The organism is Citrobacter amalonaticus Y19 (genome assembly GCF_000981805.1).
Taxonomy (GTDB): domain Bacteria; phylum Pseudomonadota; class Gammaproteobacteria; order Enterobacterales; family Enterobacteriaceae; genus Citrobacter_A; species Citrobacter_A amalonaticus_C.
Map to the genome: position 1 here is coordinate 948,029 of NZ_CP011132.1, position 25,565 is coordinate 973,593.

Here is a 25,565-nt window from a genome sequence, read left to right on the forward strand (position 1 = left end):
CACTCCTGTTAATCCATACAGCAACAGTGCCGGGGTAACCCGGTGCTGTTGTCCGTTTTAGCATCGGGCAGGAAAAGCCTGAAACCTGGAGAGCCTTTTTTGAGCCAGGAATACACTGAAGACAAAGAAGTCACATTGACAAAGTTAAGTAGCGGGCGCCGACTTCTGGAGGCGTTGCTGATTCTTATTGCCCTTTTTGCCGTCTGGCTGATGGCAGCCTTACTCAGCTTTAACCCTTCAGATCCCAGTTGGTCGCAAACGGCCTGGCATGAGCCTATCCATAATCTGGGTGGGGCTCCGGGTGCCTGGCTGGCAGATACCCTGTTCTTTATCTTTGGGGTTATGGCGTACACCATTCCCGTCATCATTGTGGGAGGGTGCTGGTTTGCCTGGCGTCATCAGGCGACCGATGACTACATCGACTATTTTGCCGTCTCGCTGCGCATCATTGGCGTGCTGGCGCTCATCCTCACCTCCTGTGGCCTTGCCGCAATCAATGCCGACGATATCTGGTACTTCGCGTCCGGCGGGGTAATTGGCAGTCTGTTGAGTACCACGCTGCAACCGCTGCTGCACAGCAGTGGCGGCACCATTACGCTTTTGTGCGTGTGGGCCGCGGGGCTGACGCTCTTCACCGGTTGGTCATGGGTCAGCATCGCCGAAAAACTTGGCGGCTGGCTGCTCAATATTCTGACCTTTGCCAGCAACCGTACTCGTCGTGATGATACCTGGGTTGAAGACGACGAATACGAAGACGATGACGAGTACGAAGATGAAGCGGCGGGCGGGAAACATGAATCTCGTCGGGCGCGTATTCTTCGCGGTGCGCTGGCGCGCCGTAAACGTCTGGCTGAAAAATTTATCAATCCGCATGGTCGTCAGACGGATGCGGCGCTGTTCTCCGGCAGGCGCATGGATGACGATGATGAGGTCGCATACAGCGCGCGCGGCGTTGAGGCCGATCCTGGCGATGTCCTGTTCTCCGGACATCGTGCGACGCAGCCCGAGTATGATGAATACGATCCACTTTTAAACGGTCATTCGGTGACCGAACCGGTCGCTGCGGCGGCAGCAGCAACGGCGGCGACGCAGGCCTGGGCTGCCCCGGCCGATCCGATTATGCCAACGCCGCCTGTGCAGGGCGCGGAAACGGTTCCTGTACAACCTGCCGTTGAATGGCAACCTGTTCCGGGTCCGCAAACCGGTGAGCCGGTGATAGCCCCTGCGCCGGAAGGCTATCCGCCACACACGCAGTATGCGCAACCGCAACACGCGCAGTATGAGTCGTGGCAACAGCCGGTTCCGACTGAACCGCAATACACAGCACCTGTGGACCCTGAAACCGGTTATTTACAGCCAGGTGTACCGCAGCAACCGTGGCAGCCTGAGCCGGCTTATCAGCCTGAGCCGGCTTATCAGCCTGCGCCGCAGGAACCGGTGGTTCAGCAAATGCCTGTTGCAGAGCCTGAACCCATGGTGGAAGAGACGAAACCTGCGCGTCCGCCTCTGTACTATTTTGAAGAAGTGGAAGAGAAGCGCGCGCGTGAACGCGAGCAGCTGGCGGCATGGTATCAGCCGATTCCAGAGCCTGTTAACGCGCCTGAACCGGTGGCTTCTGCGCCATCAGCCGCGCCTTCCATACCGCCAGTTGACGCCGCAGCGGCTATGGCACCGATCGCCGCAGGCGTGAAGGATGCGACGTTATCAGCGGGTGCGACTGCGGCAGCAGCAGCGCCGATCTTCAGCCTTGCGAACGACGGAGCGCCGCGTCCACAGGTGAAAGAAGGAATTGGCCCGCAGTTGCCTCGTCCGAATCGCGTGCGCGTACCGACGCGCCGTGAACTGGCGTCGTATGGCATTAAATTACCGTCTCAGCGCATGGCTGAGGAGAGAGTACGTGAAGCCGGGCAGCACGATCCGCAATATAGTGGTGATGAAATCGAGGCCATGCAGCAGGATGAACTGGCTCGCCAGTTTGCCCAGTCGCAGCAAAGTCGCTATGGCAATGAGTATCCGGGCGATGTGACGCCAGCCGACGATGAAGATGCCGCTGCAGAAGCCGAACTGGCGCGCCAGTTTGCCTCTTCGCAGCAGCAACGCTACGCCGGTGAGCAACCTGCGGGAGCAAATCCGTTCTCGCTGGATGACTTTGAGTTCTCACCGATGAAAACGCTGGTGGATAATGGTCCGCATGAACCGTTGTTTACGCCGGGCGTGATGCCGGAATCTGCGCCTGTTCAGTCGCCGCAGTATCAGCAACCGCAACAGCCAGTGGTTCCGCAACCGCAGTATCAGCAGCCGCAACAGCCGGTGGTTCCGCAACCGCAGTATCAGCAGCCACAACAGCCGGTAGCGCCGCAAACGCACTATCAACAGCCGCAACACCAGGTGGCCCCGCAACAACCCGCAGCACCGCAGCCGCAGGAAAGTCTGATTCATCCGCTGCTGATGCGTAACGGTGACAGTCGTCCATTGCAAAGACCGACGACGCCGTTGCCTTCACTGGATCTGCTGACGCAGCCACCGAGTGAAGTCGAGCCGGTTGATACTTTTGCGCTGGAGCAAATGGCGCGCCTGGTTGAAGCCCGTCTGGCTGACTTCCGCATCAAAGCTGATGTCGTGAACTACTCGCCAGGTCCGGTGATTACGCGTTTTGAGCTGAATCTGGCACCGGGCGTGAAGGCTGCCCGTATTTCCAACCTCTCTCGTGACCTGGCGCGTTCGCTTTCGACCGTCGCGGTGCGTGTGGTGGAAGTGATTCCGGGTAAACCGTACGTGGGCCTGGAATTGCCGAATAAAAAACGCCAGACCGTGTATCTGCGTGAAGTGCTGGATAACGCGAAGTTCCGTGACAATCCGTCGCCGCTGACCGTGGTGCTGGGTAAAGATATTGCCGGCGATCCGGTGGTGGCTGACCTGGCAAAAATGCCGCACCTGCTGGTGGCGGGTACAACCGGTTCGGGTAAATCGGTTGGGGTGAATGCCATGATCCTCAGCATGCTTTACAAGGCGCAACCGGAAGACGTTCGCTTCATTATGATCGACCCGAAAATGCTGGAACTGTCGGTTTACGAAGGCATTCCGCATCTGCTAACGGAAGTCGTCACCGATATGAAAGACGCCGCCAACGCCCTGCGCTGGAGCGTTAACGAGATGGAGCGCCGTTACAAGCTGATGTCTGCGCTGGGCGTGCGTAATCTGGCGGGTTACAACGAGAAGATTGCCGAAGCCGCGCGGATGGGACGTCCGATTCCGGATCCGTACTGGAAGCCCGGAGACAGTATGGATGCGCAGCATCCGGTACTGGAAAAACTGCCGTATATCGTTGTGCTGGTGGATGAATTTGCCGACCTGATGATGACCGTCGGTAAGAAAGTTGAAGAGTTGATTGCCCGTCTGGCGCAAAAAGCCCGTGCGGCAGGGATCCACCTGGTGCTGGCGACGCAGCGTCCGTCGGTTGACGTGATTACGGGTCTGATCAAAGCCAACATTCCGACCCGTATTGCGTTCACCGTGTCCAGTAAGATTGACTCGCGTACCATCCTCGATCAGAGCGGTGCAGAATCGCTGCTGGGGATGGGCGACATGCTCTACTCCGGGCCGAACTCCACCATGCCGGTGCGTGTTCACGGCGCATTTGTCCGTGACCAGGAAGTGCATGCGGTGGTTCAGGACTGGAAGGCGCGTGGACGTCCGCAATATGTTGACGGCATCACCTCCGACAGCGAAAGCGAAGGCGGCGGCGGTGGTTTTGACGGCGGTGAAGAGCTGGATCCGTTATTTGATCAGGCGGTCAACTTTGTGACGGAGAAACGTAAAGCGTCCATCTCCGGCGTACAGCGCCAGTTCCGCATCGGCTACAACCGCGCGGCGCGCATCATCGAACAGATGGAAGCGCAGGGGATCGTCAGCGAACAGGGCCATAACGGCAATCGCGAAGTGCTGGCTCCACCGCCGTTTGACTAAGTGCAAAGTTACGTAATTCAGTATTGTCTTCTTTCCTCACGCTGATTTTTGGCCTGGAATGGATAGCAGAGGGATCTCCCGGTCGGGAGTGACGTATTTTGAGGAATAACAATGAAAAAAATCGCAATCACCTGTGCATTACTCTCAGGATTCGTGGTAAGCAGCGTTTGGGCGGATGCCGCCAGCGATCTGAAAAGTCGTCTGGATAAAGTGAGTAGCTTCCACGCCAGCTTCACGCAGAAAGTGACCGATGGCAGTGGTGCCGCTGTCCAGGAAGGTCAGGGTGATTTGTGGGTGAAGCGTCCGAACCTGTTCAACTGGCACATGACGCAGCCAGACGAAAGCATTCTGGTTTCTGATGGTAAAACGCTGTGGTTCTTTAACCCGTTTGTTGAGCAAGCCACCGCGACCTGGCTGAAAGACGCCACCGGCAACACGCCGTTTATGCTGATTGCCCGCAACCAGTCCAGCGACTGGCAGCAGTACAATATCAAGCAGAATGGTGACGACTTCGTTCTGACGCCGAAAACCAGCAACGGCAACCTGAAACAGTTCACCATCAACGTGAGCCGTGACGGGACCATTCATCAGTTCAGCGCCGTGGAGCAGGATGACCAGCGCAGCAGCTACCAGCTGAAATCGCAGCAGAATGGCAGCGTTGACGCATCGAAATTCACCTTTACTCCGCCGCAAGGTGTAACGGTAGACGACCAACGTAAGTAGAGGCATGCGTGGGCAACCTGTCGCTCGATTTTTCTGATAATACCTTTCAGCCACTGGCCGCGCGGATGCGGCCAGAAAATTTAGCGCAGTATATTGGTCAGCAGCACCTGTTGGCTGCGGGTAAACCGTTGCCGCGCGCGATTGAAGCCGGACATCTGCACTCCATGATTTTGTGGGGGCCGCCAGGCACCGGAAAAACCACGCTGGCTGAAGTGATTGCTCGTTACGCTGATGCCGACGTTGAGCGGATTTCAGCGGTCACCTCCGGTGTGAAAGAGATCCGTGAAGCCATCGAACGCGCCCGGCAGAATCGTAATGCCGGACGCCGTACCATCCTGTTTGTTGACGAAGTCCATCGCTTCAACAAAAGCCAGCAGGATGCGTTCCTGCCGCACATTGAAGATGGCACCATCACCTTTATTGGGGCAACCACCGAGAATCCCTCGTTTGAGCTAAATTCCGCGTTGTTGTCGCGTGCGCGCGTCTATTTGCTCAAGTCGCTGACGACGGACGATATTGAGCAGGTTCTGAGTCAGGCGATGGAAGACAAGGCACGGGGTTACGGTGGACAGGATATCGTTCTGCCGGATGACACCCGCAAAGCCATCGCGGAACTGGTCAACGGCGATGCGCGTCGGGCACTGAACACGCTGGAAATGATGGCCGATATGGCGGAAGTGGATGACAGCGGCAAGCGGGTACTGCTGCCCGCGCTGTTGACCGAAATCGCCGGCGAGCGCAGCGCGCGTTTCGATAACAAAGGTGACCGCTTCTACGATCTCATTTCCGCATTGCATAAATCGGTTCGCGGCAGTGCGCCGGATGCGGCGCTTTACTGGTATGCGCGCATCATTACGGCGGGGGGCGATCCGCTGTACGTGGCGCGTCGTTGCCTGGCGATTGCTTCCGAAGATGTGGGCAATGCCGATCCGCGCGCGATGCAGGTGGCGATCTCCGCCTGGGACTGCTTTACGCGTGTGGGGCCTGCTGAAGGCGAGCGCGCCATCGCGCAGGCGATTGTCTATCTGGCCTGCGCACCGAAAAGCAATGCAGTGTATACCGCATTCAAAGCGGCGATGTCTGATGCCCGTGAACGTCCAGACTATGACGTACCTGTCCATCTGCGCAATGCGCCGACGAAGCTGATGAAAGAGATGGGCTACGGTCAGGAATATCGTTATGCGCATGATGAACCGAATGCCTATGCCGCCGGTGAGGACTATTTCCCTCCGGAGATGGCACAAACGCGCTATTATCACCCCACAAACAGAGGTCTTGAGGGCAAGATTGGCGAAAAGCTCGCCTGGCTCGCCGGACAGGATCAAAATAGCCCTATAAAACGCTACCGTTAGCGCAGGCGTTGCGGTAATGTTGGCACTGTATCCCTGTGACCGCAGGCTGTGGTCACATTTTCCTCTTTCAATTCGATAAGCACAGGATAAGCATGCTCGATCCCAATCTGCTGCGTAATGAGCCAGACGCAGTCGCTGAAAAACTGGCACGCCGGGGCTTTAAGCTGGATGTAGATAAGCTGCGCGCTCTTGAAGAGCGTCGTAAAGTTTTGCAGGTCAATACCGAAAACCTGCAGGCAGAGCGTAACTCTCGATCGAAATCCATCGGCCAGGCGAAAGCGCGCGGGGAAGATATCGAGCCTTTACGTCTGGAAGTGAACAAACTGGGCGAAGAGCTGGATGCAGCAAAAGCGGAGCTGGATGTTTTACAGGCTGAGATCCGCGATATCGCGTTGACCATTCCGAACCTGCCTGCTGACGATGTTCCGGTCGGTAAAGATGAGAACGATAACGTTGAAGTCAGCCGCTGGGGGACCCCGCGCGAGTTCGATTTTGAGGTTCGCGATCACGTTACGCTGGGCGAAATGCATACCGGGCTGGACTTTGCTGCCGCCGTTAAGCTGACGGGCTCCCGTTTTGTGGTGATGAAAGGGCAGATTGCGCGTATGCATCGTGCGCTCTCGCAGTTCATGCTCGATCTGCACACTGAGCAGCATGGCTACAGCGAAAACTATGTGCCGTATCTGGTCAACCATGACACCCTGTACGGTACCGGTCAGTTACCGAAATTTGCCGGCGATCTGTTCCATACTCGTCCGCTGGAAGAAGAGGCTGACAGCAGTAACTACGCGCTGATCCCGACAGCGGAAGTCCCGCTGACCAACCTGGTGCGTGATGAGATCATCGACGAGGATCAGTTGCCGATCAAAATGACGGCGCATACGCCATGCTTCCGTTCGGAAGCGGGTTCTTACGGTCGCGATACCCGTGGTCTGATCCGTATGCACCAGTTCGACAAAGTTGAAATGGTACAGATCGTTCGCCCGGAAGATTCAATGGCGGCGCTGGAAGAGATGACCGGGCATGCTGAGAAAGTTCTGCAACTGCTTGGCCTGCCGTATCGCAAAATCATTCTTTGCACCGGCGACATGGGCTTTGGCGCATGCAAAACCTACGATCTGGAAGTGTGGGTTCCGGCGCAGAATACCTACCGCGAGATCTCTTCCTGCTCTAACGTCTGGGATTTCCAGGCACGCCGTATGCAGGCACGTTGCCGCAGCAAGTCCGACAAAAAGACCCGTCTGGTTCATACCCTGAATGGTTCAGGTCTGGCTGTGGGTCGTACGCTGGTGGCCGTGATGGAAAACTACCAGCAGGCTGATGGCCGTATTGAAGTGCCGGAAGTGCTGCGTCCGTACATGAACGGACTGGAATATATTGGTTAATCCTCGCTTCATCTCTTTCTTAAAAGCGCCTTTGGGCGCTTTTTTTATGCCTGTTTGACGCCGGACAATAATCCTTACTCCCTTGTAGGTAATATTGTCTGTGAATGGAACTCAGCATTTTACGCTACTATCCTATAAATTCGTTGTATATAACTCTATATAACGTTACTTAACTACTCTAAAAATAACATCAATTTCTGTTTTATTACTGTAAGCAAGCAGAGTGAGCCTTTATGAAAACTAAGATCCCTGATGCCGTGATGGCAGCGGAGGTGAGTCGTCGTGGTTTAGTCAAAACGACGGCGATAGGCGGACTGGCGATGGCCAGCAGCGCGTTTACCCTGCCATTTACCCGAATCGCCAATGCCGCCGAAGCCCTGAGCCCGGCGCAGGCCAGTGAAAAAGTCATCTGGAGCGCGTGTACCGTGAACTGCGGGAGTCGTTGCCCGTTGCGCATGCATGTTGTGGATGGCGAAATCAAATACGTTGAAACCGACAATACGGGTGATGACAACTATGACGGCTTGCATCAGGTGCGTGCCTGTTTGCGTGGGCGCTCCATGCGCCGTCGCGTCTATAACCCGGATCGTCTGAAATACCCGATGAAACGCGTGGGCAAGCGCGGAGAAGGTAAATTCGAGCGCATCAGTTGGGATGAGGCGTACGACCTCATTGCCAGCAATATGCAGCGTCTGATTAAAGACTACGGTAACGAGTCTATCTACCTGAACTACGGTACCGGTACGCTGGGTGGTACGATGACCCGCTCATGGCCGCCGGGAGATACTCTGGTGGCGCGTCTGATGAACTGCTGCGGCGGTTATCTGAACCACTATGGTGACTACTCCTCCGCGCAAATTGCGGCGGGGCTGAACTATACCTACGGCGGCTGGGCAGATGGTAACAGCCCGTCTGACATCGAAAACAGTAAGCTGGTTGTGCTGTTCGGTAACAACCCTGGCGAAACCCGCATGAGCGGCGGTGGGGTCACCTACTATCTGGAGCAGGCGCGACAGAAATCGAATGCCCGGATGATCATTATCGACCCGCGCTATACCGACACCGGGGCGGGTCGTGAAGATGAGTGGATCCCGATTCGTCCGGGTACCGATGCGGCGCTGGTGAATGCGCTGGCTTACGTGCTGATCACTGAGAATATGGTCGACCAGCCATTCCTCGATAAGTACTGTGTGGGCTACGACGAGAAAACCTTACCGGCCAGCGCACCGAAGAATGGTCACTATAAGGCCTATATTCTGGGGCAGGGGAACGACGGTACGCCAAAAACGCCTGAGTGGGCGGCGCAAATTACCGGCATTCCGGCAGACCGCATTATCAAACTGGCGCGTGAAATCGGCAGTGCAAAACCGGCCTACATCAGCCAGGGGTGGGGACCGCAGCGTCACGCGAACGGTGAAATCGCCACCCGGGCTATTTCTATGTTGGCCATTCTGACCGGTAACGTCGGGATTAACGGCGGCAACAGCGGCGCACGTGAAGGCTCTTACGATCTGCCGTTTGTACGGATGCCCACGCTGGAAAACCCGGTAGAAACCAGTATCTCCATGTTTATGTGGACCGATGCAATTGAACGTGGTCCGGAAATGACCGCGCTGCGTGATGGGGTGCGCGGCAAAGACAAGCTCGACGTGCCGATTAAGATGATCTGGAACTACGCCGGTAACTGTCTGATCAACCAGCACTCAGAGATCAACCGCACGCACGACATCCTGCAGGATGACAAGAAGTGCGAAATGATTGTCGTCATCGATTGCCACATGACGTCGTCGGCGAAGTATGCCGACATCCTGCTGCCGGACTGTACGGCTTCTGAGCAGATGGACTTCGCGCTGGACGCCTCCTGCGGGAATATGTCTTACGTGATTTTCGCCGATCAGGCCATCAAGCCGCGTTTCGAATGCAAAACTATCTATGAAATGACCAGCGAGTTGGCGAAGCGCCTGGGCGTCGAATCGCAGTTTACCGAAGGGCGCACTCAGGAAGAGTGGATGCGTCATCTGTACGAGCAGTCGCGTCAAGCCATTCCGGAACTGCCGACCTTTGAGGAATTCCGTAAACAGGGTCTGTTTAAGCAGCGCGATCCGCAAGGGCATCACGTGGCCTATAAGGCGTTCCGCGACGATCCGCAGGCTAATCCGTTGACGACACCGTCGGGTAAAATCGAGATCTACTCGCAGGAGTTGGCGGAGATTGCCGCCACCTGGGAACTGCCAGAAGGCGATGTCATCGATCCATTGCCGATCTACACGCCGGGTTTTGAGAACTACAACGATCCGTTGACCAAAGATTATCCGCTACAGCTAACGGGCTTCCACTATAAATCCCGGGTTCACTCTACCTATGGCAACGTTGATGTCCTGAAAGCGGCGTGCCGCCAGGAGATGTGGATCAATCCACTGGACGCGCAAAAACGGGGTATCCGCAACGGTGATAAGGTCCGTATCTTCAACGGCCGCGGGGAGCTGCATATTGAGGCGAAAGTGACGCCGCGTATGATGCCTGGCGTGGTCGCGTTAGGTGAGGGGGCCTGGTATGACCCGGATACGAAACGCATTGACCAGGGCGGTTGTATCAACGTGTTGACCACGCAGCGCCCGTCTCCTCTGGCGAAGGGGAACCCGTCACATACGAACCTTGTTCAGGTTGAGAAGGTGTAAGGAGTAACCGATGACAACCCAGTATGGATTTTTTATTGATTCCAGCCGTTGCACCGGTTGTAAAACCTGCGAACTGGCCTGTAAAGATTACAAAGACTTAACCCCGGATGTTAGCTTTCGCCGCATTTATGAATACGCGGGCGGAGACTGGCAGGAAGACAACGGCGTCTGGCATCAGAACGTATTTGCTTACTATCTGTCCATTGCCTGCAACCACTGTGAAGATCCGGCCTGTACCAAGGTCTGCCCGAGCGGCGCGATGCACAAACGGGAAGACGGCTTTGTGGTGGTGGATGAAGATATCTGCATCGGCTGTCGCTACTGTCATATGGCCTGCCCGTACGGCGCGCCGCAGTATAATGCTGCCAAAGGTCACATGACCAAGTGCGATGGCTGTCATGACCGCGTGGCCGATGGCAAGAAACCCATCTGCGTGGAATCTTGTCCGCTGCGCGCGCTGGATTTCGGTCCTATCGACGAACTGCGCAAGCAACACGGTGAACTGGCTGCCGTTGCCCCACTGCCGGGCGCGCACTTCACGAAACCGAGTATTGTGATCAAACCGAATGCCAACAGCCGTCCGACCGGGGATACCACCGGTTATCTGGCGAATCCGAAGGAGGTGTAAGATGGGAAGTGGATGGCATGAGTGGCCGCTGATGATCTTCACGGTCTTCGGACAATGTGTGGTTGGCGGCTTCATTGTTCTGGCGCTGGCGCTGATGAAAGACGATCTGCGTGCAGAAACGCAACAGCACGTGATTACCTGCATGTTCGCGCTGTGGGTGCTGATGGGAATAGGTTTTATCGCTTCCATGCTGCACCTCGGCTCGCCAGTGCGGGCCTTTAACTCGCTTAACCGCGTAGGATCGTCGGCACTGAGTAATGAAATTGCCAGCGGTTCGATTTTCTTTGCGGTTGGCGGGATTGGCTGGCTGCTGGCCGTGCTGAAAAAGCTCACTCCGGCTCTGCGTAACTTGTGGCTGCTGCTCACGATGGTACTGGGCGTGCTGTTCGTCTGGATGATGGTGCGCGTCTATAACAGCATCGATACCGTACCGACCTGGTACAGCGTCTGGACGCCGCTGGGCTTCTTCCTGACGCTGCTGATGGGCGGTCCGCTGTTGGGCTATCTGCTGCTGCGCGTCGCGGGTGTTGACGGCTGGGCGATGCGTCTGCTGCCTGCGGTTTCACTGCTGGCGCTGGTGGTCAGTGCCATCATGTCGGTGATGCAGGGAGCGGAACTGGCGACTATTCACAGCTCCGTTCAGCAGGCTTCCGCGCTGGTACCGGACTACGGTTCGCTGATGGCCTGGCGTATTGGGGTACTGGCGGTGGCATTGTGCTGCTGGATTGTCCCACAGTTGAAAGGTTATCAGCCTGCGGTTCCGCTGCTGTCAGTGGCCTTTATTCTGCTGCTGGTGGGAGAACTGATTGGTCGCGGCGTATTCTATGGTCTGCATATGACCGTCGGTATGGCGGTTGCCAGCTAAGTGAAGAACCGGGGCTTTTGCCCCGGTTCTTTTATTTCTGCTTAGTCAACGTATCGTAACTGGTCATCAGGTTGCGGTAATCCGGAATATGGTTGGAGAACAGTGTCGCCAGCCCCTCAATGTCATTGCGCCAGTCGCGGTGCAATTCACACGCCACGCCAAACCACGTCATGAGCTGAGCGCCAGCCTGCGACATCCTGTCCCATGCCGAATGACGGGTAATTTCATTAAACGTCCCGGAAGCATCGGTCACGACAAAGACATCAAAACCTTCTTCAATCGCCGACAGCGCCGGGAAGGCCACACAAACTTCCGTCACTACACCAGCAATAATCAGCTGTTTTTTCCCCGTGGCTTTGACCGCTTTTACGAAGTCTTCATTGTCCCAGGCGTTGATATTCCCTGGCCGCGCAATGTACGGGGCATCAGGGAACTGGGCTTTTAATTCAGGGACCAGCGGGCCGTTTGGTCCGGTTTCGAAACTGGTGGTGAGGATGGTTGGCAGATTGAAGTATTTGGCTAAATCGCCCAGTGCGAGCACGTTATTCTTAAATTTATCAGGGTCAATATCCCTGACCAGTGAGAGTAGTCCGGCCTGGTGATCTACCAGAAGAACCGCAGCGTCGTTTTTATCGAGACGAACATAAGGCTTGGTCATTCTCTTCTCCTTGCTTGGGTCAACTATGCGCCCAGATTCATTCAGGTGCATAAGGTTCACTCAAAGCATAGAACGGAAAAAAAATGCTGCCGGAACTATGAGATTTTTCGACTAAGCGAAACGGAGTTCTCTTGCGTTAAATCAATAAAAACAGCAACCTGAAGCGTGCTGGTCATCAATAATTCATAATCTTAATCAATAAATTCAATCGAAGAGTGAAAAGGGCCGCCACGCCACGGTTTATGCCGATTGACAATGTTTTTGTTGGTGGCATGATGCGCGTGAAATTTGAACTTCCTCACGGTTTATACTCATGTCCACCTATACCCGACCCGTCTTGCTTTTGCTGGCTGGTCTACTTCTGTTGACCCTGGCGATCGCGGTGCTGAACACGCTCGTCCCGCTTTGGCTCGCCCAGGAAAACCTGCCGACGTGGCAGGTGGGTATGGTCAGTTCATCCTACTTTACCGGGAACCTGGTTGGGACGCTGTTGACCGGAGTGTTAATCAAACGCCTCGGGTTTAACCGTAGCTATTACCTTGCTTCGCTGATCTTTGCTGCTGGCTGTGTGGGGCTCGGCGTGATGGTGGGTTTCTGGAGTTGGCTGGCATGGCGTTTTGTCGCGGGTGTTGGCTGCGCCATGATTTGGGTTGTCGTCGAGAGTGCACTGATGTGCAGCGGGACATCACGCAACCGTGGGCGCCTGCTGGCAGCCTACATGATGGTCTACTATGTGGGGACGTTCCTCGGGCAGTTGCTGGTCAGCAAAGTCTCTACGGAGTTGATGAACGTGCTGCCGTGGGCGACAGGACTGATTCTGGCAGGGATTTTACCGCTGCTCTTTACCCGTATCTTTAACCAGCAGTCTGAAGAACACAACGCCACGCCGATCACCGCGATGCTGAAACTGCGCCAGGCACGGCTGGGCGTTAATGGCTGCATCATTTCCGGGATTGTCCTCGGCTCGTTGTACGGCCTGATGCCGCTGTATCTCAATCATCAGGGGATGAGTAACGCCAGTATCGGTTTCTGGATGGCGGTACTGGTCAGCGCGGGGATCCTTGGTCAGTGGCCAATCGGGCGACTGGCGGATAAGTTTGGTCGACTACTGGTGCTGCGCGTACAGGTGTTCGTGGTGATTCTGGGGAGCATGGCGATGTTGACCCAGGCGGCAATGGCACCTGCTCTCTTTATTTTGGGGGCCGCGGGCTTCACGCTCTATCCGGTTGCGATGGCATGGGCTTGTGAGAAAGTGGAACATCATCAACTGGTGGCGATGAACCAGGCGTTATTGCTGAGCTACACTGTCGGCAGCCTGTTAGGCCCTTCCTTCACCGCCATGTTGATGCAGAATTATTCCGATAATCTTCTGTTTATTATGATTGCCAGCGTGTCGTTTATTTATTTACTGATGCTGCTGCGCAATGCCGGGCACACCCCGAATCCGGTTGCCCACGTTTAATTCTGCGTAAACAGTCTGCAATGTTGTATGCATCCTTTCTTCTGTTTTCCCTGACTGATACTAAAAAGGCTACCTGAAAGGCAGCCTTTTTACTCGACTCAATTAGTACATCACTTTATGACCGTACTGCTCGAGAATGCCTTTGACGCGTTCCATCGTCTCTTTCTTCGGTGGGTGCACACCATCCAGTTTGTACTCTTCACCCATCGCCACCCATTTGTGTTTACCCAGCTCGTGATAGGGCAGGAGCTCGATTTTCTCAACGTTGCCCATATCGCGGGTAAATTCACCGAGTCGGTGCGCTGAGTCATCATCGTCAGACCAGCCAGGTACCACGACATAACGGATCCACACGTTGATATCTTTGTTGGCCAGATAGCGGGCGAACTCCAGCGTACGATGGTTGGAAACGCCGACAAGGTTCTGGTGGATCTCATCATTCATCTGCTTAAGATCGAGCATCACCAGATCGGTGACCTCCAGCAGTTCATCAATCACCGGGTCGTAGCGGCGGACAAAACCGTTGGTATCCAGACAGGTATGGATACCTTCTTTCTTACAAGCACGAAACCAGTCACGAACAAATTCCGCTTGCAGGATGGCTTCACCGCCCGATGCCGTTACGCCGCCGCCGGATGCGTTCATAAAGTGGCGATAGGTCACGACCTCTTTCATCAGTTCGTCAACGGTGACTTCTTTACCGCCGTGCGTGTCCCACGTATCGCGATTATGGCAATACAGGCAGCGCATCAGGCAGCCCTGGAAGAAAGTAATAAAGCGGATGCCCGGGCCGTCAACGGTACCACAGGATTCAAAGGAGTGAATGCGACCAATAACTGACATTGCGGTGTTTCTCCAGATGTGGCCCATCCGGGGCCGTGTTGGTGCACAGCTCATTGGCTGTGTCGAGTCTGTTTTGGCGGTTATCCATAGAGTATAGATAGCTGACAAAACAGGCTGCGGTAGGGAAACGACCTGTTAAAAAGGCCCCACTTCCGTGGAGCCTTTATTGTACGCCTTTTAACGCGTGATTTCAGTCAAAACACATTACATGGTCTGAGTGAAGGTACGAGTAATAACGTCCTGCTGCTGTTCTTTCGTCAGGGAGTTAAAACGTACTGCGTAACCAGATACACGGATGGTCAACTGCGGATATTTTTCCGGATGTTCCATCGCGTCCAGCAGCATTTCACGGTTCATCACGTTCACGTTCAGGTGCTGACCACCTTCGATGGACGCTTCATGGTGGAAGTAACCATCCATCAGACCGGCCAGGTTAGTCTTACGAACTTCGTCGTCTTTACCCAGTGCGTTCGGAACGATAGAGAAGGTATAAGAGATACCATCTTTCGCGTAAGCAAACGGCAGTTTAGCGACGGAGGTCAGAGAGGCAACCGCACCTTTCTGGTCACGACCGTGCATCGGGTTAGCACCTGGTCCGAACGGCGCGCCAGCACGACGACCATCTGGGGTGTTACCGGTTTTCTTACCATACACAACGTTAGAAGTGATGGTCAGAACAGACTGAGTCGGGATAGCATCACGGTAGGTTTTCAGTTTCTGAATTTTCTTCATGAAACGTTCAACCAGGTCAACCGCCATGTCATCAACGCGCGCGTCGTTGTTACCAAACTGCGGGTATTCGCCTTCGATTTCGAAGTCGATAGCCAGACCGTCTTCGTCACGAATCGGTTTAACTTTCGCATATTTGATAGCAGACAGGGAGTCAGCCGCAACGGACAGACCTGCGATACCACACGCCATGGTGCGGATAACGTCACGGTCGTGCAGCGCCATCAGAGAGGCTTCGTAGCTGTACTTGTCGTGCATATAGTGGATAACGTTCAGCGCGGTGACATACTGCTTAGCCAGCCAGTCCATGAAGTGATCCATGCGTTCCATCACTTCGTCGAACTTCAGAACGTCGCCTTTGATCGGTTCAGATTTCGGACCCACCTGCATTTTCAGTTTTTCATCAACGCCGCCGTTGATAGCGTACAGCATGGTTTTCGCCAGGTTTGCACGCGCACCGAAGAACTGCATTTGTTTACCAACGATCATCGGGCTTACGCAGCAAGCGATAGCATAGTCGTCGTTGTTGAAGTCCGGACGCATCAGGTCATCGTTCTCATACTGCAGAGAAGAGGTATCGATGGACACTTTAGCGGCGAATTTCTTGAAGTTCAGAGGCAGTTTTTCAGACCACAGAACAGTGATGTTCGGCTCCGGAGACGGCCCCATGGTGTACAGGGTGTTCAGGAAGCGGAAGCTGTTTTTGGTGACCAGAGTACGGCCATCAACACCCATACCACCGATAGATTCTGTTGCCCAAATCGGGTCACCGGAGAACAGTTCATCATATTCAGGTGTACGCAGGAAACGAACCATACGCAGTTTCATGACCAGGTGGTCAATCATTTCCTGAGCGTCTTGTTCTGTGATTTTACCTGCTTTCAGGTCACGTTCGATGTATGCATCCAGGAAAGTGGATACACGACCGAAGGACATTGCCGCGCCGTTCTGAGACTTAACCGCAGCCAGGTAGCCGAAGTAAGTCCACTGGATAGCTTCCTGAGCATTGGTTGCCGGAGCGGAGATATCACAGCCATATTTAGCCGCCATCTCTTTGATCTGGCCCAGTGCACGGTGCTGTTCAGCAATTTCTTCACGCAGACGGATAGTCGCTTCCAGGTTTACGCCGTTTTCCAGATCGGACTGCAGGGAAAGGAACTGAGCGTATTTGTCTTTCATCAGGAAGTCGATACCGTACAGCGCAATGCGACGGTAGTCACCGATGATACGGCCACGGCCATATGCATCCGGCAGACCAGTCAGAACACCGGATTTACGGCAGTTCAGAATGTCTTTGGTGTAAACATCGAAAACACCCTGGTTGTGGGTTTTACGATATTCAGTGAAGATTTTTTTCAGCATCGGATCCAGCTCGCGATTGTACGCTTTGCAGGAACCTTCAACCATTTTGATACCACCGAACGGGATGATCGCACGTTTCAGCGGAGCTTCAGTTTGCAGACCAACGATTTTCTCAAGCGATTTATTGATGTAGCCAGCGTCGTGAGAAGTGATGGTGGAAGCAACAGAGGTGTCAAAGTCAACAGGCGCGTGAGTGCGGTTTTCCTGTTTAACGCCTTCCATTACGCTGTCCCACAGTGCAGTGGTCGCATCAGTTGCGCCCGCCAGGAAGGACTCGTCACCCTCGTACGGAGTGTAGTTTTTCTGAATGAAGTCACGGACGTTTACTTCATTCTGCCAGTCACCTTTGGTAAAACCTTCCCAGGCTGTGGCTAACTTTTCATTAAGCTCGGACATGTAACACCTACCTTCTTAAGTGGATTTTTTATTTACTGCGTATATACACTTCATCCTTCAAGCTGCCTCTTTGTTGGCTACGCTCATTCGCCCCAGTCACGTACTGTGTGTACGCTCCTGGGAACTCATTCACTTGCCGCCTCAATGCAACTTGAATGATTTCGTGTATCGCGACATCAATTAATGATGATCGTTGTCACGCAGATAAATGACCCAGTATGTCAACCCAACCAACAAACCCCCGCCGATAATGTTGCCGATCGTAACCGGAATCAGGTTATCAGTGATGAAGTTCATCGCGGTCAGGTGAGAAAAATTTTCCGGGGCTGAGCCAACTGCGCTCCAGAACTCCGGCGTTGCGAGATCACGGATTACAATACCCATCGGGATCATAAACATGTTTGCGATACTGTGCTCAAAACCGCTGGCAACAAACATCGCAACGGGTAAAACCATGATAAACGCTTTATCCATCAGGCTACGGCCTGAGTAGCTCATCCAGACGGCCAGGCATACCATCAGGTTTGCGAGGATACCGAGACTGACGGCTTCAATAAAAGTATGGTGCATTTTGTGGTCGGCGGTTTGCAGGACGTTAAATCCCCACTGGCCGTTGGCGACCATATATTCGCCAGAAAGCCACATCAACAGCACAAAGAGCAAGCAACCAATCAGGTTACCAAAATAGACGTTGAGCCAGTTTTTCGCCAATTGACCCCAGGTGATACGACCACTGGCTTTGGCGACGACAATCAACACGGTTGATGTAAAGAGGTCTGCACCGCAGATGACGCAAAGAATCAACCCCAGAGAGAAGCAGATACCGCCAATCAGTTTCGCCATACCAAAAGGCATCGTACCTGTACCGGTCGTTGCAGTGATATAGAAAACAAAGGCGATGGAGATGAACACACCGGCAGTAATTGCCAGGAAGAAAGTCTTAAGCGGATGTTTCGTTGCTTTATAGACGCCTGCTTCTTCGGCCACTTTGGCCATTGCTGCAGGGAGTAAAAGATCAAAAGGGTTGTCAGCTTTCACACTAACTCTCTCTTTATTAAGTCGGCGACGAGATACTAACAAAGCATTATAGATGAGAAATTGATATAGATCATATCTCGCCTGGCTTATAGGCCCGTAATACGCATGGTTTTTATGCAATTACGGAGTAATTAATTGATTAATATGATAAAAATAAATTTTAAAATTTAGCAAATGAGTTGAAAATTTTCCTTCCTGGGTCTGTTGGCCAGTTAATTAATATGGAGTAATTGACAGGCAAAGTAACAACTAACCGTTAAGTTGTTTAATATCAACTACCAATATTTAACCTTGTTATTACATTTATTTTTGGGCAGCCAAAAATAAGTAAAACGGGGCGCAAAGTGCGCCCCGTAATATAGCTCAGACGATTATTTAAACCTACTCAGTGTAGGTTAATTGCCTTTATTTTGACCAAAACGAAGATTTTGCACGCTGCAACTTCTCATAGGCCTTCAGCAACGACTGGTGTGACGCGAAAGCATGCAGATCGCTGTCAACCGGCTGCAGACCATAAAAGGCCGCTTCGCCGCTCAATGCTGCGCTGGCGGCTTCCACGGCATTTGCGCCATACATGCGGATAAACGCGTTCAGATATTGCAGTGGTTCACGCTCTTCTTCCTGCGACAGAAGCAGCAGCGTTTGCAGGCAACGGTAATAATTCGCCCGTTCAGCGCTAAAGATTGACGCATTAAATTCCATCGTCCATTCGGTCCAGATCAGAGCCTGTTCCAGATCGCCGCCTGCCAGCGCCAGCATCGCTTTCAGCTCGCCAATGCGCAGAGTGTACCAGCCGTTATCCTGACCGGTTGCCAGACCTAACAGTTCACGAACGCGGGTGAAATCATCAAACCCTTCTTCGTCTAACTGATCAATCAGATTGAGGTAGTCTTCTTTATCCCAGGCGCTGTCCGGCAATGCGAGGAGGGTTTCACGCAGATGGCTACCCATGCTGTTATTGGCGAGCCACAAATCTTCAGCAGGATAAATATCAGACATCCCCGGCACGATGATCCGGCAGGCGTAGACGCCAAGATGCTCGTAATCGGCGATGTACACTTCTTTATCTTCCGCACTGAAGATAGCCATCAGGGTAGTGAACTCTTCTTCGGTCGTACCGGAGAAGCTCCAGTCAACGAACGGGTAGTCGGCATCTTGTTTGAACAGATCCCAGGAGATCAGACCGCTGGAATCAATGAAGTGCGTTTCCAGGTTGGTATGCTCAGCCACTTCTTCATCGTCGAAGGTCGGCGGCGTGAAGACATCGAGATCTTTCAGGCCGCGGCCCTGCAACAGCTCCGTCACCGTACGTTCCAGCGCAACGCCAAAGTCAGGGTGCGCGCCGAAGGAGGCAAAGCAGGTGCCGTTAGCCGGATTGAACAGGACGACGCAGATAACCGGATACTGACCACCCAGAGAACCGTCGTAGGCAAAGATCGGGAAACCTTCAGCTTCCAGCGTCGCAATAGATTCCACCACCGCCGGGTAGCGTGCCAGTACGTCGGCCGGGATTTCCGGCAGGCTGATACTTTCGGCAATAATGCGATTCTTCACGTAACGTTCAAAGACTTCAGAAAGCCCTTGCACGCGCGCTTCATTACGGGTGTTACCGGCAGACATCCCGTTCGAGACGTACAGGTTGCCGATAATGTTCATCGGAATATAGACGGTCTGGTTATCAGACTGGCGGGTGAACGGCAGTCCGCAGATGCCACGCTCTTCGTTGCCAGACTGCAGGTCGATCAACATGCTGCCTGTCAGTTCGTTCTCGGGATCGTAGAAAGCACGCAGGCGCGCATCCAGCAGACCTTCCGGCACGTCGTCATTTTCGGTCAGCGGGAACCATTTCTCGTTCGGATAATGCACGAACGGACCATTGGCGATGGTTTCACCCAGCCAGAAATCAGCAAAGAAATAGTTGGTCGACAGACGCTCAAAATATTCGCCCAACGCCGACGCCAGCGCGGCTTTTTTTGTCGCCCCTTTGCCGTTGGTAAAGCACAGCGCACACTCTTTATCGCGAATGTGTACAGACCAGACGTTCGGCACCGGATTCAGCCACGAGGCCTCTTCAATATGAAAACCGAGGTCGAGGAGTTTCTGCTGGAAGCGAGCGATGGAGTCTTCCAGAGCGGCGTCTTTGCCGGGGATAAATGTTTGCGTCATGAAAATCACTTTTGTCGTACGGAAAGCGCGCAATGATACGGGTTTTATGCGACAGGCGCTATCGCTGCCACGGACGCGGCGCAAATAAAAGTTTTGGCTATGCTTTTATCCAGTACCCGCGTTAAGGGCATAAAAATGAAAGCATTTGATTTACAACGAATGGCGCTCGATAAAGTGCCACTGGAGTTCCTCTGGGAAGTCGCGCTGCGCAGTCTCTACACCTTTATTCTGGTGTTCCTGTTTCTCAAGCTGACGGGCAGGCGCGGCGTAAGACAGATGTCGTTATTCGAAGTGCTGATCATTCTGACGCTGGGGTCGGCGGCAGGAGATGTGGCTTTTTATGACGATGTGCCCCTGCTGCCGGTGCTGGTGGTCTTTATTACGCTGGCGGTGCTGTACCGGCTGGTGATGTGGCTGATGGCGCGTAGCGAAACGCTGGAGGATCTGCTGGAAGGCAAACCCGTCGTTATCATCGAAGACGGCGAGTTAGCCTGGTCGAGGCTGGGCAACGCCAACATGACCGAATTTGAGTTCTTTATGGAACTGCGACTGAACGGTGTTGAGCAACTGGGGCAGGTCAGACTGGCGATCCTCGAAACGAACGGGCAAATCAGCGTCTATTTCTTTGCCGACGAAAAGGTGAAGCCAGGGCTCAGCATTCTGCCTGAATATTGTACACAGCGTTTCAGGGTTATGCCGGACGCAGGGGATTACGCCTGCGTACGTTGCAGTGAAGTTGTCAGCATGAGTGCCGGGGATAGCCAATTTTGTCCACGGTGCAAAAATCCAGAATGGTCGAAGGCCAGCCGGGCAAAACGGGTCGTCTGACAGCAAAAATATCGGTCTTTCATCGTCAATCCCGAAGATTCTGTTGTGTGAGCGACCACTCATTTTTACGCTGCTCGGTTTTAGCCATTGCGGCGCGTGTCACTGAATGATAAAACCGATATCCACAGGAATAACTTATACCCGATGTCTGTTCATGTACGAAAAGAGGTTGGGTTAATAACAACACAACGTGGTGAGGGGAAATGGCTCAGGTCTTCAATTTTAGTTCAGGTCCGGCAATGTTACCGGCAGACGTGCTCAAACTGGCTCAACAGGATCTTTGTGACTGGAACGGTCTTGGTACGTCCGTCATGGAAGTGAGTCACCGCGGAAAAGAATTTATCCAGGTCGCGCAAGAAGCGGAGCAGGATTTTCGCGATCTGTTGAATATCCCCTCTAACTACAAAGTGCTGTTTTGTCACGGCGGCGGTCGCGGTCAGTTTTCCGCTATTCCGCTGAACATTCTGGGCGACAAAACTACGGCTGACTACGTTGATGCCGGTTACTGGGCTGCCAGCGCCGTCAAAGAAGCGAAAAAATACTGCACGCCGAATGTGATTGATGCCAAAGTCTCTGTCGATGGCCTGCGCGGCGTGAAGCCGATGAGCGAGTGGCAGCTTTCTGCTGACGCGGCTTATCTGCATTATTGCCCTAATGAAACCATCGACGGCATCGCGATTAACGAAACGCCCAATTTTGGTTCTGATGTGGTGGTGACCGCCGATTTCTCCTCAACCATTCTTTCCGGGCCGCTGGATGTTTCCCGCTACGGCATTATCTACGCGGGCGCGCAGAAAAACATTGGTCCGGCGGGTCTGACGCTCGTCATCGTACGCGAAGATTTACTGGGTAAAGCGAATGTGGCCTGCCCGTCGATCCTCGATTACGCGGTCCTGAACGACAATGACTCCATGTTCAATACGCCGCCGACCTTCGCCTGGTACCTTTCTGGCCTGGTGTTCAAATGGCTGAAAGCCAATGGCGGCGTGGCCGCGATGGATAAAATCAATCAGCAAAAAGCCGAACTGTTGTATGGCGTGATTGATAACAGCGACTTCTATCGTAACGATGTGGCGAAAGCGAACCGTTCACGTATGAACGTGCCGTTCCAGTTGGCTGACAGCGCGCTGGATAAAATCTTCCTGGAAGAATCGTTTGCCGCAGGTCTGCATGCACTGAAAGGCCATCGCGTCGTCGGCGGTATGCGCGCGTCTATCTATAACGCGATGCCGCTGGAAGGGGTAAAAGCGCTTGCCGATTTCATGACTGATTTCGAGCGTCGCCGCGGCTAATCTGTTGTCTCTTTTCATCCCCACAGCCTTGTCTGTGGGGTTTTTATTTCTGTCTTTTGAGAGTTGAGTTTCATGGAATCCCTGACGTTACAACCCATCGCACGGGTCGATGGCACGATTAATCTGCCAGGCTCGAAGAGTGTATCTAACCGCGCGTTGTTACTGGCGGCGTTAGCACATGGCACCACCGTACTGACCAACCTGTTAGACAGCGATGATGTTCGCCATATGCTCAATGCCCTGAGTGCGTTGGGGATTAATTACACCCTTTCTGCCGATCGTACCCGCTGCGAAATTACTGGTAACGCCGGCCCTCTGCATGCCGATGGCGCGTTAGAACTGTTTCTGGGCAATGCCGGAACGGCGATGCGACCGCTGGCCGCCGCGCTGTGCCTTGGCGCAAACGACATTGTACTGACCGGCGAACCGCGCATGAAAGAGCGTCCGATTGGTCATCTGGTGGATGCACTGCGTCAGGGCGGGGCGAACATCGAATATCTGGAACAGGAAAATTATCCGCCGCTTCGACTGCGTGGCGGGTTTAGCGGTGGACAGGTCGAGGTTGACGGTAGCGTCTCCAGCCAGTTCCTCACCGCGCTGCTGATGACCGCGCCTCTGGCGCCGCAGGATACGGTGATTGGCATTAAAGGTGAGCTGGTGTCGAAACCGTATATTGATATCACGTTGAACCTGATGAAAACCTTTGGCGTTGAGATAGAGAACCAGAGCTATCAGCGCTTTGTGGTCAAAGGCGGTCAGCAGTATCAGTCTCCGGGCCACTATCTGGTTGAAGGTGATGCTTCATCGGCCTCCTATTTCCTTGCGGCAGGCGCGATTAAAGGCGGAACGGTGAAAGTAACCGGGATTGGCCGCAACAGCATGCAGGGCGATATCCGCTTTGCCGATGTGCTGGAGAAAATGGGCGCGACGGTGACGTGGGGTGACGACTTTATCGCCTGTACTCGCGGAGAGCTCAACGCTATCGACATGGACATGAACCACATTCCGGATGCGGCGATGACCATTGCCACCGCGGCGCTGTTTGCCAAAGGCACGACGACGCTTCGCAACATCTATAACTGGCGTGTCAAAGAGACTGACCGTCTGTTTGCGATGGCGACCGAACTGCGCAAGGTTGGTGCGGAAGTGGAAGAGGGGCAGGATTTTATTCGCATCACGCCGCCGGCGCAGCTGAAGTTTGCCGAAATTGGCACCTATAACGATCATCGTATGGCGATGTGTTTCTCGCTGGTGGCGCTATCTGACACACCGGTCACGATCCTTGACCCGAAATGTACGGCCAAAACCTTCCCTGACTACTTCGGACAACTGGCGCGGCTCAGTACGCTTGCGTAATCATGAATGATGAGCGATGAACGCCGACCTTGAGTCGGCGTTTTTTTCCGGACTTTTTGGCCGCCAGTGGTAATGCTAGTCTTTCTGTGATCTCGTAACTTATTGTTATCTGTATTAATTATATATAATCAATGGATGATTCACATGAAGAATGCAAAATTACTGCTGGCACTGGCCGTATCCGCCACGCTGCTGAGCGGTTGTCAGAATACGCACGGCATTGATACCAATTTGGCCGTCAGTTCCGGGCTATCCGCATACAAAGCGGCAACACTGACGGACGCTGATGCCAAAGCGATCGCGAATCAGGGATGTCAGGAACTGGATAGCCAAAATCAAATGGCCAGTTCATCCAGCAAATACAGTAAGCGCTTAGCTAAAATCGCTAAAGCGCTGGGTAATAACATCGACGGCACACCGGTTAACTATAAGGTTTATATGACCAGTGATGTTAACGCATGGGCGATGGCAAACGGCTGCGTACGTGTCTATAGCGGCCTGATGGATATGATGAACGACAACGAAGTGGAAGGCGTTCTGGGTCATGAACTGGGACACGTCGCGCTGGGGCACTCGCTGGCAGAAATGAAAGCCTCTTATGCCGTCGTTGCCGCACGCGACGCTATTTCCGCCACCAGCGGTGTAGCGGCTCAGCTTTCCCAATCTCAGCTTGGTGATATCGCAGAAGGGGCTATCAATGCCAAATACTCGCGTGATAAAGAGTCTGAAGCGGATGATTTCTCCTACGATCTGTTGAAAAAACGGGGTATCAGCACCCAGGGCTTAGTCGGCAGCTTCGATAAGCTGGCAGCCATGGATGCCAGCCATGCCAAATCGATGTTCGACTCTCACCCGCCATCAGCTGAACGTGCTCAGCATATCCGCGAACGCATCACTTCTGACAAAAAGTAAAACATTGTCATCTTTCGGGCTGGTTTCTTTCCAGCCCGCTATAATTGCGCAATTATTCTTCATCTGATTACAGACAAAACTGGTTTTTACACACAACGTTAACGATTGTGGGCGTTGACGCGTATAATGCGCGGCGTTTACGTTAACAGTACGCCTGTTTAAGGAGATAAAGATGACGGCAATTGCCCCGGTAATTACCATTGACGGCCCAAGCGGTGCAGGAAAAGGCACCTTGTGCAAAGCGATGGCGGAAGCATTGCAGTGGCATCTGTTGGATTCGGGTGCAATCTATCGCGTACTGGCGCTGGCGGCATTACATCATCATGTTGATGTCGCCTCAGAAGACGCGCTGGTTCCGTTGGCCACTCATCTCGATGTGCGCTTTGTCTCAACGAACGGAAGTCTGGAAGTAATCCTGGAAGGGGAAGACGTCAGCGGTGAAATCCGTACGCAGGATGTCGCCAGCGCCGCCTCTCAGGTTGCCGCGTTTCCTCGCGTGCGTGAAGCGCTGCTGCGTCGCCAGCGGGCTTTCCGCGAAGCGCCGGGATTGATCGCCGATGGACGCGATATGGGGACGGTGGTTTTCCCGGATGCGCCGGTTAAAATTTTCCTTGACGCCTCCTCGGAAGAACGTGCGCATCGCCGTATGCTACAGTTGCAGGAGAAAGGCTTTAGTGTTAACTTTGAACGCCTTTTGGCCGAGATCAAAGAACGTGACGATCGCGACCGGAACCGTGCTGTAGCGCCGCTGGTACCCGCTGCTGATGCTTTAGTTTTAGATTCCACACGATTAAGCATTGAGCAAGTGATTGAAAAAGCGCTACAATACGCGCGCCAAAAACTGGCACTCGCTTAAGAGCGACCGAATTTGCAGTACCCCCGTTGCAATGGAATGACAGCGGGTATGTTAAACAACCCCATCCGAC

Annotated in this window: 18 protein-coding genes; 13 read left to right on the forward strand and 5 right to left on the reverse strand. The window is 53.7% G+C overall.

Annotated elements, in window-relative coordinates; genetic code table 11:
• Positions 1 to 99: 99 nt before the first annotated feature.
• The 7 genes from ftsK (at position 100) to F384_RS04315 (ending at position 11,597) form a co-directional block, all read left to right on the forward strand.
• Positions 100 to 3,966 (forward strand): DNA translocase FtsK, encoded by a 3,867-nt coding sequence (gene ftsK / locus F384_RS04285; RefSeq protein ID WP_046478659.1) that lies wholly within the window; start codon positions 100 to 102, stop codon positions 3,964 to 3,966.
• Between the two features lie 111 nt (positions 3,967 to 4,077).
• Positions 4,078 to 4,689 (forward strand): outer membrane lipoprotein chaperone LolA, encoded by a 612-nt coding sequence (gene lolA, locus F384_RS04290; RefSeq protein WP_046478661.1) that lies wholly within the window; start codon positions 4,078 to 4,080, stop codon positions 4,687 to 4,689.
• Between the two features lie 8 nt (positions 4,690 to 4,697).
• Positions 4,698 to 6,041 (forward strand): replication-associated recombination protein RarA, encoded by a 1,344-nt coding sequence (rarA, locus tag F384_RS04295; protein ID WP_046478662.1) that lies wholly within the window; start codon positions 4,698 to 4,700, stop codon positions 6,039 to 6,041.
• A 92-nt stretch (positions 6,042 to 6,133) separates the two neighbouring features.
• A complete protein-coding gene (serS, locus tag F384_RS04300) occupies positions 6,134 to 7,426 on the forward strand; it encodes a serine--tRNA ligase (protein ID WP_046478664.1) in 1,293 nt (430 codons plus the stop codon).
• Positions 7,427 to 7,659: 233 nt separating this feature from the next.
• Positions 7,660 to 10,104 carry a dimethylsulfoxide reductase subunit A gene (dmsA, locus tag F384_RS04305; RefSeq protein WP_046478665.1) on the forward strand — a complete coding sequence of 815 codons (2,445 nt, stop codon included), beginning with the start codon at positions 7,660 to 7,662 and terminating at the stop codon, positions 10,102 to 10,104.
• A gap of 10 nt (positions 10,105 to 10,114) precedes the next feature.
• Positions 10,115 to 10,732 (forward strand): DMSO/selenate family reductase complex B subunit, encoded by a 618-nt coding sequence (locus F384_RS04310; RefSeq protein WP_046478668.1) that lies wholly within the window; start codon positions 10,115 to 10,117, stop codon positions 10,730 to 10,732.
• A 1-nt stretch (position 10,733) separates the two neighbouring features.
• Positions 10,734 to 11,597: a dimethyl sulfoxide reductase anchor subunit family protein gene (locus tag F384_RS04315; RefSeq protein ID WP_046478669.1), complete on the forward strand. Its 864-nt coding sequence runs from the start codon at positions 10,734 to 10,736 to the stop codon at positions 11,595 to 11,597.
• A 31-nt stretch (positions 11,598 to 11,628) separates the two neighbouring features.
• Here F384_RS04315 and ycaC read toward each other — a convergent pair whose 3' ends face one another.
• Positions 11,629 to 12,255 carry an isochorismate family cysteine hydrolase YcaC gene (gene ycaC / locus F384_RS04320; protein ID WP_012133028.1) on the reverse strand — a complete coding sequence of 209 codons (627 nt, stop codon included), beginning with the start codon at positions 12,253 to 12,255 and terminating at the stop codon, positions 11,629 to 11,631.
• Positions 12,256 to 12,568: 313 nt separating this feature from the next.
• Between ycaC and F384_RS04325 the strand changes: the two genes are divergently transcribed.
• Positions 12,569 to 13,717: an MFS transporter gene (locus F384_RS04325; RefSeq protein ID WP_046478672.1), complete on the forward strand. Its 1,149-nt coding sequence runs from the start codon at positions 12,569 to 12,571 to the stop codon at positions 13,715 to 13,717.
• Positions 13,718 to 13,819: 102 nt separating this feature from the next.
• On the opposite strand, the gene pflA is transcribed toward F384_RS04325, so the two are convergent.
• From pflA to ycaO, 4 genes are all read right to left on the reverse strand, one after another.
• Positions 13,820 to 14,560 (reverse strand): pyruvate formate lyase 1-activating protein, encoded by a 741-nt coding sequence (gene pflA / locus F384_RS04330; protein ID WP_042320222.1) that lies wholly within the window; start codon positions 14,558 to 14,560, stop codon positions 13,820 to 13,822.
• A 204-nt stretch (positions 14,561 to 14,764) separates the two neighbouring features.
• Positions 14,765 to 17,047: a formate C-acetyltransferase gene (gene pflB, locus F384_RS04335; protein ID WP_046478673.1), complete on the reverse strand. Its 2,283-nt coding sequence runs from the start codon at positions 17,045 to 17,047 to the stop codon at positions 14,765 to 14,767.
• A 180-nt stretch (positions 17,048 to 17,227) separates the two neighbouring features.
• Positions 17,228 to 18,085, reverse strand: coding sequence for a formate transporter FocA (focA, locus tag F384_RS04340; RefSeq protein ID WP_046478675.1), 858 nt, complete (start codon positions 18,083 to 18,085; stop codon positions 17,228 to 17,230).
• A gap of 405 nt (positions 18,086 to 18,490) precedes the next feature.
• Complete coding sequence (gene ycaO, locus F384_RS04345) at positions 18,491 to 20,251, reverse strand: 30S ribosomal protein S12 methylthiotransferase accessory factor YcaO (RefSeq protein WP_052746996.1); 1,761 nt, start codon at positions 20,249 to 20,251, stop codon at positions 18,491 to 18,493.
• Positions 20,252 to 20,386: 135 nt separating this feature from the next.
• Here ycaO and F384_RS04350 point away from each other — a divergent pair, with 135 nt between their 5' ends.
• From F384_RS04350 to cmk, 5 genes are all read left to right on the forward strand, one after another.
• Complete coding sequence (locus F384_RS04350; RefSeq protein ID WP_046478677.1) at positions 20,387 to 21,079, forward strand: DUF421 domain-containing protein; 693 nt, start codon at positions 20,387 to 20,389, stop codon at positions 21,077 to 21,079.
• A gap of 203 nt (positions 21,080 to 21,282) precedes the next feature.
• Positions 21,283 to 22,371 (forward strand): 3-phosphoserine/phosphohydroxythreonine transaminase, encoded by a 1,089-nt coding sequence (gene serC / locus F384_RS04355; protein ID WP_046478678.1) that lies wholly within the window; start codon positions 21,283 to 21,285, stop codon positions 22,369 to 22,371.
• Between the two features lie 72 nt (positions 22,372 to 22,443).
• The gene (gene aroA / locus F384_RS04360) at positions 22,444 to 23,727 is read left to right on the forward strand and encodes a 3-phosphoshikimate 1-carboxyvinyltransferase (RefSeq protein WP_046478680.1); all 1,284 of its coding nucleotides are present in this window, start codon (positions 22,444 to 22,446) and stop codon (positions 23,725 to 23,727) included.
• Between the two features lie 144 nt (positions 23,728 to 23,871).
• Positions 23,872 to 24,639 (forward strand): M48 family metallopeptidase, encoded by a 768-nt coding sequence (locus tag F384_RS04365; protein ID WP_046478681.1) that lies wholly within the window; start codon positions 23,872 to 23,874, stop codon positions 24,637 to 24,639.
• A 172-nt stretch (positions 24,640 to 24,811) separates the two neighbouring features.
• Positions 24,812 to 25,495 (forward strand): (d)CMP kinase, encoded by a 684-nt coding sequence (cmk, locus tag F384_RS04370; RefSeq protein WP_046478683.1) that lies wholly within the window; start codon positions 24,812 to 24,814, stop codon positions 25,493 to 25,495.
• The last annotated feature ends 70 nt before the right edge of the window (positions 25,496 to 25,565 follow it).

Coding starts and splice junctions, on each gene's coding strand:
- F384_RS04325 (WP_046478672.1), top strand. CDS start 12,569: ATGTCCACCTATACCCGACCCGTCTTGCTTTTGCTGGCTGGTCTACTT.
- cmk (WP_046478683.1), top strand. CDS start 24,812: ATGACGGCAATTGCCCCGGTAATTACCATTGACGGCCCAAGCGGTGCA.
- aroA (WP_046478680.1), top strand. CDS start 22,444: ATGGAATCCCTGACGTTACAACCCATCGCACGGGTCGATGGCACGATT.
- ycaC (WP_012133028.1), bottom strand. CDS start 12,255: ATGACCAAGCCTTATGTTCGTCTCGATAAAAACGACGCTGCGGTTCTT.
- lolA (WP_046478661.1), top strand. CDS start 4,078: ATGAAAAAAATCGCAATCACCTGTGCATTACTCTCAGGATTCGTGGTA.
- F384_RS04315 (WP_046478669.1), top strand. CDS start 10,734: ATGGGAAGTGGATGGCATGAGTGGCCGCTGATGATCTTCACGGTCTTC.
- ycaO (WP_052746996.1), bottom strand. CDS start 20,251: ATGACGCAAACATTTATCCCCGGCAAAGACGCCGCTCTGGAAGACTCC.
- pflB (WP_046478673.1), bottom strand. CDS start 17,047: ATGTCCGAGCTTAATGAAAAGTTAGCCACAGCCTGGGAAGGTTTTACC.
- pflA (WP_042320222.1), bottom strand. CDS start 14,560: ATGTCAGTTATTGGTCGCATTCACTCCTTTGAATCCTGTGGTACCGTT.
- F384_RS04310 (WP_046478668.1), top strand. CDS start 10,115: ATGACAACCCAGTATGGATTTTTTATTGATTCCAGCCGTTGCACCGGT.
- dmsA (WP_046478665.1), top strand. CDS start 7,660: ATGAAAACTAAGATCCCTGATGCCGTGATGGCAGCGGAGGTGAGTCGT.
- serS (WP_046478664.1), top strand. CDS start 6,134: ATGCTCGATCCCAATCTGCTGCGTAATGAGCCAGACGCAGTCGCTGAA.
- F384_RS04365 (WP_046478681.1), top strand. CDS start 23,872: ATGAAGAATGCAAAATTACTGCTGGCACTGGCCGTATCCGCCACGCTG.
- serC (WP_046478678.1), top strand. CDS start 21,283: ATGGCTCAGGTCTTCAATTTTAGTTCAGGTCCGGCAATGTTACCGGCA.
- F384_RS04350 (WP_046478677.1), top strand. CDS start 20,387: ATGAAAGCATTTGATTTACAACGAATGGCGCTCGATAAAGTGCCACTG.